The organism is Moorena sp. SIO3H5, from assembly GCF_010692395.1.
GTDB lineage: Bacteria > Cyanobacteriota > Cyanobacteriia > Cyanobacteriales > Coleofasciculaceae > Moorena.
Genome location: NZ_JAAHHS010000318.1, coordinates 1 through 9,043 on the forward strand (window position 1 = coordinate 1; position 9,043 = coordinate 9,043).

Genomic DNA, 9,043 nt, shown 5'->3' on the forward strand with positions numbered 1-9,043 from the left:
ACGGGGGAAATTTAGCCTGGGCAGCAGCACAGGCTAACTGTCCTCCTTCCTTAATTGTTGATTTTTCTGCCAGCATCAATCCCCTTGGTCCCCCTAAAAGTGCGATCGCAGCGATTGAGTCTGGGCTCAATAACCTGGTAGCTTATCCTGACCCCAATTATTCTGAGCTGCGGCAGTGTTTGACGCAACTGCATCCAACCCTGCCCCCAGACTGGATTCTTCCAGGTAATGGCTCAGCCGAATTATTAACTTGGGCTTGTCGGGAGCTATCAGAACTAGATGAGACGTTGATGATTACCCCAGCATTTAGGGACTACCAACGGGGACTGAAGGCATTTGGAGCAAGAATTCGCGAGTGCCCTCTGATCAGGGAACTCTCGAAACCTAGTCTCAGATGGGGAGATGGGGAGATGGGCAGCGAGATTAATGCTTTGATGCCCTTACTCCCTGACTCCCTTACTTCCTTACTCCAAAAAAATGGGAATCGAAAGGGTTTGCTACTGAATACCCCCCACAATCCCACAGGTCAATTGTTTACCTCAGAAGCAATTGAGCCTTATCTGAAGCAATTTGCTTTGGTGGTTGTGGATGAGGCTTTCATGGATTTCCTGGCTCCTGAGCAGGAGCAAAGCCTGATTCCTTTAATTGGGGATTATCCAAACTTGGTAATTTTGCGATCGCTTACCAAGTTTTACAGCCTTCCTGGACTCAGACTAGGTTATTGCATTGCCCACCCTGAGCGACTCCAACGTTGGCAGGAGTGGCGAGACCCTTGGCCAATCAATACCTTAGCAGCGGCAGCGGCAGCGGCAGTGGTCCAGGATAGAGCATTTCAACAGCAAACCTGGGATTGGCTAGCACCAGCGCGTACGCAACTGTTTCAGGGACTGGCTAAGTTACCTGGTCTCCAACCTTATCCCAGTGCAGCTAACTTCTTGCTAGTACACTCAGAAAAATCCACTTCCGAGCTCCAAGCACAACTACTCCAACACCATCGGATTCTGATCAGAGATTGCCTAAGCTTCCCGGAATTAGGCGATCGCTTTTTCCGGGTCGCTGTACGTACACAGGCAGATAACCAACGCTTACTAACCGCTTTAGACGCTATCTCGAGAAGTTGAAGGTTGAAGGTTGAAGGTTGAACGCGCACGCGTGGCCAAAAGGCCAAGGTTGCTGGGCGTAGGCGTCTGTTGTCGGATAGGTTAGTTAGATGGTTGAACGCGCACGCGTGACCAAAAGGCCAAGGTTAGAGCCTGTAACCTGTAACTTTCAACCACGTCACTTTTAACCACATCACCTGTAACTTGTAACCTGTAACTTTCAACCTCTAACCTGTAACCTGCTAACCTTCAACTGTTGGACGAATGACTGTTGACTATGACCTAATTATCATTGGTGGCACTCCTGCTGGTGTCTATGCTGCTGTTGCGGCTGCTGGTTTAAAGGCTCGTGTGGCTCTGGTAGACCCTCAGCAAGGACAAACTAGCTGGCTAGGACAGGGGGCGATCTACACCAGAGTATTAAGTGAGATGGGGCGTAAGCTTGAGCAGATGCGTGACGCTGCTCAATGGGGTATTTATGCTAAAACAGCTGATTCAACTCAACCAGACATTTCACCTATCCAGTTTTCATCCCTACCACTAACTGCCGTGATGGAATCGGCTAATCTGGTGCTTGCCAACTGCTCGGAACAAAATTCTCAAGCTATTTTAGGTGCTTTAGGGATTGATGTAATCACAGGTGAGGGGGAATTTTGCCGACTGCCTCACCTCGGTTTTTTAGTCAACAACCGACGTTTGCGGTCTCGTGCCTATTTGATCGCTACTGGCTCTCGCCCAGCTATTCCCGATATCAAAGGGTTACAGACCATAGACTATTTCACCCCAAACGATATCTGGCACAAAGTGTTGAAGCTTGGAAAGTTGAAGGGTGAACAACCTTCACTACCCAAAAGCTGGGTAGTGATTGGTGATGAGCCTATTGCTCCAGAACTAGCTCAGACCTTAGGCAGACTCGGTTGTGAGGTAACCTTGGTGGTCACTACTACCCGTATTTTGTTCCAGGAAGACCTAGAAGCATCTAGGCTCATACAAGCTCAGTTAGAAGCTGAGGGAATTCGGGTTCTGACGGATAGTCCAGTTGATCAGGTCAGAGAGATTGAGGGTAAAACCTGGGTTCAGGCTGGTAATAAGGCGATTGAAGCTGATGCCATTTTACTGGCTACGGGTGAGCAACCCCATGTGGAATCCTTAAATCTAGAAGGGGTTGGGATAAAGTACACTCAGCAGGGTCTTCAGCTCAATCAGAAGCTACAAACGACTAATCCCCGCATCTATAGCTGTGGCAAGATGGCTGGTGGTTATCCCTGTGCCCATATTGCCCAGTATCAAGCCAGCATTGCCTTGAAGAATGCATTGTTTTTTCCCTGCTTTAAGGTGGACTATCACGGGATTCCCTCGACAGTCTTAACTGAACCCCAATTAGCACGAGTCGGTCTTACAGAAGTAGAAGCTAGAAAGCGCTATGGTAAGAATCTATGGGTGATGCGAGAATATTTCAAAGATTTAGATCACGCTCAGCTCCTGGGGCAAACCACTGGGTATACGAAACTGATAGTGCAGCGCAATGGGACAATTTTAGGAGCAACCATAGTTGGATCACAAGCAACAGACTTAATTGGGGAAATTACCCTAGCGATTGAGCATAAAATTAAATTGGGTGTGTTGGCAAATGTCTCTTGTCCCTATCCCACCTTGTCAGAGATTTTTAAGAAAACGGCAATTCAGTGGCAGCGCCAACGAATTAGTAATAATCAGACATTAAAAAACGTTCTGGAAGGCTTCTTTAACCTACGCCGTAGTTGGTCAAAATGAATGTTGATTACTATTAGTTCAAGCTTAAACCTTAAACATTTAACAGTTAACATTTAAAATTTAACAGTCAACATTCAAAACCTTTAACATTCAAATGACAGCAATTAGCAAACCAACTCAATTCCAGTACAAACCCCTGCACAAGCCTAACCAACTAATTTACGGTACAGGTCAAACGGCGGTGATTACCGGATGGACGATCAAAGACGCGATCGCAAAAAAGTTAAACCCTTCGGAATTTGCTGTGGTCGGACAGTTATACAGTCCCACCCGGGGAATTAATCTACTGATTCGTAATCTCCTCGCTAATCCCCATGTCCGCTACTTGGTGATTATCAACGCTACGAAGCAAGACCGAAATGCTGGCAGTGGGACTTGCTTGGTGGACTTCTTCCGCCATGGGGTTGAAGAAGGGACTAGTGATACTGGTCGTCACTGCTGGGTGATTCGCTCTTCTATAAAAGGTTATATTGACATTGAAATTCCCTTACTGATCCTAGAACAACTCAGAAGGGAAATTTCTGTGGCAGAGGCTGATTCGATTACCCAAGCCGTTAGTCTGGTTAAGTCTTATGGCTCCAAAACTCAAGAGCCCTGGGGAACACCATTGGAATTTACCATGGCAAATGATGTCGGGGAATCTGGCTGTGCCCCCCTAAAACCAGGACCGCGCTACGGACATCGCATTGAAGGCCGAACGATAGCTGAAACTTGGGTTAAAATAATTCATCGCATTAAAACTACCGGCACAATTCGGCCTACGGGTTATGACGGATATTGGCAAGAGCTAATTGATTTAATGGCAGTAGTAACGGAAGAACCTGCTGAATTTTACTTTCCTGAGCCCAATTATTTACCATGCGATCGCGACTTTATCCAAGAATACATTCATCAAATCCTGGACGACGCCCCCGTACTAGAAGGAGTGAAATATACCTATGGTCAACGTCTACGTTCTTGGTTCAAACGTGACCAAATCGAGCAAGTCATCACTAAACTCATTGGTGAAATCGATGCAGCCAGTGCAGTGATGTCCCTATGGGATGTGAAAGACCATGAGAAAGGGGGTAGTCCTTGTCTGAATCACATCTGGCTGAGAGTTGTGGATAATGAATTGTCCCTAACTGCCACATTGAGAAGTAATGATATGTTTAGCGCTTGGGCAGCTAATGCCTTTGGACTCAGAGGGCTACAGCAGTATGTTAAAGACCAAATTGGTAAGCGCGGCGGTATTCAATTAAAAATGGGACCGCTGATTACCGTTAGTCAAAGTGCTCATATTTATGATGATTGTTATGACTATGCTAATCGGATTATTCAAAATCACTATCAAAAAATTATCAATTCAGAACAGAAACAGTATGCTGACCCCATTGGTAATTTCTTGATAGAAACCGAAAATACTAATATTATAGTGAAGCAGACAACCCCTGGTAGCGGGGAAGTAATTGCTACCTATTCTGGTAAAAATTCCATGAATTTAGCTAGAAAAATTTGTAGTAATAATCCTTCAATACAACCTAGTCATGCGGTCTATTTAGGAATAGAATTAGAAAAAGCTATGATAGCTATAAAAGAAGATAAAAATTATCAGCAAGGATAACCGAAAAATTATCATGCTAGTATAGTAAAAAATAACCAAAGGGGAGCAGGTTAAAGTTGCAGAACAAATGAACTATGTATAATCAGAGCAAACTTAAACCCATGAGGGGGCTAGAGATTTAGTACAAATGTTCTGCATAAGTGACATGCTCCCTATTGTGCTTTAGCATCTTATCTTACCATCTAGTGGCGTGGCACACCTAAAAATGTTTGTTGGGTTTCACTACCGCTCAACCCAACAAAGCGTTACTGGTGTTGGGTTTCATTCTTCAACCCAACCTACGCTTATTGCACCAAATTAGCTGTGCCACGCCACTAGGCTGAAATAGCCCTGCTCCCTAACCAAAGACAGTTTGGTAAATAGTCCTTAAAAACTTTTCAAGTTAAAATTGACAATTGATAAGTGAAAATTGACCATTTAAAATTTGGCAATTACCAATGACTAATGAAAGACCAAACTGGGATGAATACTTTTTAATGATGGCTAAGCTAGCAGCTACTCGCTCAACCTGTTTAGCCTTTCCTGTAGGAGCAGTGATTGTTAAAAACAATCAGATTTTAGCAACAGGTTACAATGGTCCCCCATCTGGCTCAAGTCATTGCACAGCTCAGGGATACTGCTATCCTGGACTAAGTAGCTGCGATGCGTCTCGTACCATGCCATCCCGAGCTGTTCATGCTGAAGCGAATGCGATCGGGTTTGCCGCTAAACATGGTATTGCCACTGCTGGAGCAAGTATTTATGTCACCCTAGAACCCTGTCTCTATTGCTTGAAGTTAATCATTTCAGCTGGCATAAAGAAAGTTTTTTATGAGACTATCTTCAATAGTGGAGAGAAAGCTCTAGTTAGAGATCATTTTCTGAACGACGGCTTAGTTAGCCTAACCCAAATCCAGTTAAGTGAAGAAACAGCTAAACGATCAGCTTCATTTCTCCTCAATCCAACATCTGTTAATAAATTGTCGGACAAAATTATTGAAAATAATTACACAATTATTAACAGTGACTAACTCGATAATATAGCAATTATTATTTTGGTATTGAGAAATGCTATATGACCAATTACCAATTATCGATCTAGCCTGTTGTAAGTGATTAACTGGTATTGATATAGGGTACCTATATCACTAAATCAATTGTGATAATTTTTGTTCCCTACTCCCTGTTCCCTGTCACCTGTTCCCTGTTCCCTGTTCCCTTTGCTACATAACTTATGTCTTGGCAGCGTCCTGATCACCGACAACCTGATCAACTACGTCCGATTTTGTTTGAGCGAGAGTTTACCCGCTATGCTCTTGGTTCCGTTTTAGCTCACTGTGGTGAGACCAAAGTACTTTGTACCGTGACCGTTCAGGAGGAAGTCCCCCGATTTCTCAAGGATACTGGCAGCGGCTGGCTAACCGCTGAGTATAGGATGTTACCAGGAGCAACACCAGAACGCCAAAGACGGGAACTTCTCAAGCTTTCGGGTCGCACTCAGGAAATTCAGCGGCTAATCGGACGTAGTTTACGGGCTGCTGTTGATCTCAAAGCCTTGGGCGAGAGAACCATTATGGTAGATGCGGATGTTTTACAGGCGGATGCAGGTACGCGCACTACTTCCATTACTGGGGGATATGTTGCTCTTGCGGATGCTGTGGATAAACTGGTTAAAACGGGAGTACTAGAGCGATCGCCTTTAATTCATCAAGTTGCTGCTGTCTCCGTCGGTTTATTGGAAGGTGAGCCGTTTTTAGACCTCAACTATCTCGAAGATGTGGCGGCTGATGTGGATTTTAATGTAGTGATGAACGACCAAATGGGCATTATTGAGGTTCAGGGAACAGCGGAGTCTGGGGCTTATACTCGTCATCAACTCAATCAGTTAATGGACGTAGCAGAAAAAGGTATTAAAGAGTTGTTCCAGGCACAGTTCATGAAGAAATAAATTGCTGAGTGCTTAGTAATAACTGTCGCGCTTTACTTTTGAGATGGGATTGCGTTCCCGTAGCGGCTAGTACCGAACATTCGGTGTGGAACTGGCATCTTGCCAGTAGCGTGACCTAAGGTCAATCCCTTCGTCAATCGTGGAACTGGCATCTTGCCAGTAGCGTGACCTAAGGTCAATCCCTTCGTCAATCATGGTCAGGGCGCAAGGGTTGCGCCCCTGTAATGATCCCCTAGAATGCTCCCCTAGAATAGGGATCCTGAAACAGCTGTTACGTTTCAGAGGCTGAGGATTCACTAATCACCGGTGACAAGTAAGCCACAACAGCACCGAGAACGAAACCAATAATATTGCGGAATAGTGGTAAGAAATCAGAGGTGCGTGTCACCACAGGTCCAATACCGAAGGCGATGAATAGTATACCCCAAAGTGGTGACAAAATCAAAGCCCATTGCCAAGCGAAAACCTGTTCTTGTTTGCGGGGGATAGCAGCAAATCCAAAAATCACTCCTCCGACAGTAGAAGTAATTAGGGTCAGAATCCACTGTTCCCGTGGTAGTCCAGGTACTACCCGACATCCCCCTTGACGCAGGCATTGCTTGACCGTATTTAGGGATTCGATAATGGATTGGTTTTCGCCATTATCCCGTACAAAGTAGAGATTACCAAATCGGGTTTGCAACTCTACCCAAAATGTCCGAGGAAGGAATTCATACAGGGCATCACCCACGTTAAACCCTAGGATATTCCCTCCTCGGGCGTCAGCAATCAGTAACATACTTTTGTCGTTAAGTCCCCAAAACTCTTTGACTGCCCGACCAGGGGTGCGGTCATATTGGGTCAAAACTCGGAGTTTCCAGCCAGTTTCCTCCTCAAAGCTTTCTAAATCTTCGACTAGTCTCTGCTCTTGAAGCTCTGGAATAAAGTTCGCTAAATCAATGACTGGTGTTTGAACCTCCGGCAGTAACTCAGGATTGTCGTAAGCCTTGGCCTCAGGAGCAATCGCCCACATAGAACAAGCTAGGAACAGTGCTGCGAAGGATACTAAAATTCGTTTTGCAAACAGATGCTGCATAGTTATTTTCAACCGGCAATGGACAGTATGCTTATTTTTTAGATAAATAATCAAGTAAAACTAAGCATTTCTTTACACTTGTTTACTTTATTCTAATCTTGGTTGCGATCGCAAAATGTTCGATCGCTTTTAGCGGAAGCTTCGCTTCATCGCGTAGCGTGACCTACGGTCAATCTTGTACAGTAAAGGGATCATGTAAAGGGGTAAGTTTCTGAGATCAGGGTCAAACAGGGAGTATGGTGATTATGGGAGGTGTAGGAGGTTTACGAGGAGACGCTAGTGTAGGTTGGTTAGATGTTGAATTGCCAGAACTATCTCCAGTTAGCGCCTGGATGTCATCAGGTGGTGATCAACAATAAACCTGTAGAATTAGAATCATAATTAGGGTTTAAATGAAACAGTATTGTAGAGTATAAAATAGCCAGGTAATGCAGTAATTACTTAAAATTGAGAGCGATATTATTTTTACGATTGGCTATAGGCCACGCTACGCGAAGGTTTATAATAAGGTAAAAGCATTAGCAATTAAGAATAAAATTTAAATTCCTAATTAACCTAATTAACAATTCCCATAGGATAATGGTAGAAACAATCGTAGCCCAAGATATTTCTCTGCCTCAATTGAAGGACAAATTTGGACTAGAGCCTACTCATGATGAGCAATTGTTTCTAGAGTGGCAAGAGGATTTACCAGAACTCAATGAGCTAGAAAAGCAATGGTTAGATCGGGTCAAGAATGACTATCTCCATTTATCTCAGTACCCCATGGTAGAACCGATTGTCAAAATGGTGGTGCTATCCCCATTGTTGAGAATTGCTGATTTTTATCGCCCACCCTTCTATATTCTTGCGGAAGCGATGCAGCGCGGTCTTGGGAAGGCAGCGCGGTCTTGGGGGTTCCCCCCATGAGCGACTGCCGTGGTTTCCCCCATGAGCGACTGCATCAAGACAAAGATGTACAAATTTCATCGGAAGATCAGGAAACGATTGTCAGGGGACGAATTGATATTTTGATTTGCCAACCTGAGTTTTGGATAGTGGTGATTGAAGCGAAACGAGCAGAATACTCTTTAAAGGTAGGGATACCACAAGCTCTAGCTTATATGTTGGCTAATCCTGAGCTACAAAAGCCTGCTTTTGGATTTGTCAGTAATGGTGGTGAATTTATTTTTATAAAACTGATTCGACAAGATAAACTGCAATATGCTTTTTCTAATCAGTTCTCTCTGCTGAATCGTGGCAATGATCTATATACTGTCGCGAGAATATTAAAACACTTAGGTCAGTTAGTACGTCAATGACTGACAGCTGATAACTGTCAGCTCTGAGATAAACAAGGAAATATAGCGCTTTAACATCAGATGTGAAAACGCTATAGTAAACATTCAAGAATTTTGAATTTTTAATTGCGCCCAGCGGTACTAGGTGCTCCAAATTCGTCTGGCAGCTGATTAGCGATGCAGCGCGGTCTTGGGAAGGCAGCGCGGTCTTGGGGGTTTCCCCCATGAGCGACTGCCGTGGTTCCCCCCATGAGCGACTGCATCAAGACAATGTGCTCAATCCCA

Annotated in this window: 10 protein-coding genes; 8 read left to right on the forward strand and 2 right to left on the reverse strand. The window is 44.4% G+C overall.

All coding sequences use genetic code 11. The annotated features are described in order from the left end of the window. The 5 genes from cobD to rph all read left to right on the forward strand — a co-directional run. A partial coding sequence (cobD, locus tag F6K52_RS26630) for a threonine-phosphate decarboxylase CobD (RefSeq protein ID WP_293085414.1) occupies positions 1-1,121 on the forward strand: 1,121 nt, incomplete at its 5' end. Between the two features lie 243 nt (positions 1,122-1,364). After that, positions 1,365-2,873, forward strand: a complete 1,509-nt coding sequence (locus tag F6K52_RS26635; RefSeq protein ID WP_293085418.1) for an NAD(P)/FAD-dependent oxidoreductase — start codon at positions 1,365-1,367, stop codon at positions 2,871-2,873. A 94-nt stretch (positions 2,874-2,967) separates the two neighbouring features. After that, positions 2,968-4,476, forward strand: coding sequence for a thymidylate synthase (locus F6K52_RS26640; protein WP_293085422.1), 1,509 nt, complete (start codon positions 2,968-2,970; stop codon positions 4,474-4,476). A 437-nt stretch (positions 4,477-4,913) separates the two neighbouring features. Next, positions 4,914-5,486, forward strand: coding sequence for a dCMP deaminase family protein (locus F6K52_RS26645; RefSeq protein WP_293085425.1), 573 nt, complete (start codon positions 4,914-4,916; stop codon positions 5,484-5,486). A 203-nt stretch (positions 5,487-5,689) separates the two neighbouring features. After that, positions 5,690-6,403: a ribonuclease PH gene (rph, locus tag F6K52_RS26650; protein WP_293085428.1), complete on the forward strand. Its 714-nt coding sequence runs from the start codon at positions 5,690-5,692 to the stop codon at positions 6,401-6,403. A 66-nt stretch (positions 6,404-6,469) separates the two neighbouring features. On the opposite strand, the gene F6K52_RS26655 is transcribed toward rph, so the two are convergent. Continuing rightward, positions 6,470-6,598 (reverse strand): hypothetical protein, encoded by a 129-nt coding sequence (locus tag F6K52_RS26655; RefSeq protein ID WP_293085430.1) that lies wholly within the window; start codon positions 6,596-6,598, stop codon positions 6,470-6,472. A gap of 76 nt (positions 6,599-6,674) precedes the next feature. After that, complete coding sequence (locus F6K52_RS26660) at positions 6,675-7,478, reverse strand: TPM domain-containing protein (RefSeq protein ID WP_293085433.1); 804 nt, start codon at positions 7,476-7,478, stop codon at positions 6,675-6,677. 236 nt (positions 7,479-7,714) lie between these two features. Between F6K52_RS26660 and F6K52_RS26665 the strand changes: the two genes are divergently transcribed. The 3 genes from F6K52_RS26665 (at position 7,715) to F6K52_RS37105 (ending at position 8,779) form a co-directional block, all read left to right on the forward strand. Beyond that, a complete protein-coding gene (locus F6K52_RS26665; RefSeq protein WP_293085437.1) occupies positions 7,715-7,837 on the forward strand; it encodes a hypothetical protein in 123 nt (40 codons plus the stop codon). 220 nt (positions 7,838-8,057) lie between these two features. Next, entirely contained in the window at positions 8,058-8,387 is a 330-nt protein-coding gene (locus F6K52_RS37100; RefSeq protein WP_364419838.1) for a hypothetical protein, read from the forward strand. Further along, positions 8,384-8,779, forward strand: coding sequence for a type I restriction endonuclease (locus F6K52_RS37105; RefSeq protein ID WP_364419840.1), 396 nt, complete (start codon positions 8,384-8,386; stop codon positions 8,777-8,779). Before F6K52_RS37100 ends, F6K52_RS37105 begins: the two co-directional genes overlap by 4 nt. The last annotated feature ends 264 nt before the right edge of the window (positions 8,780-9,043 follow it).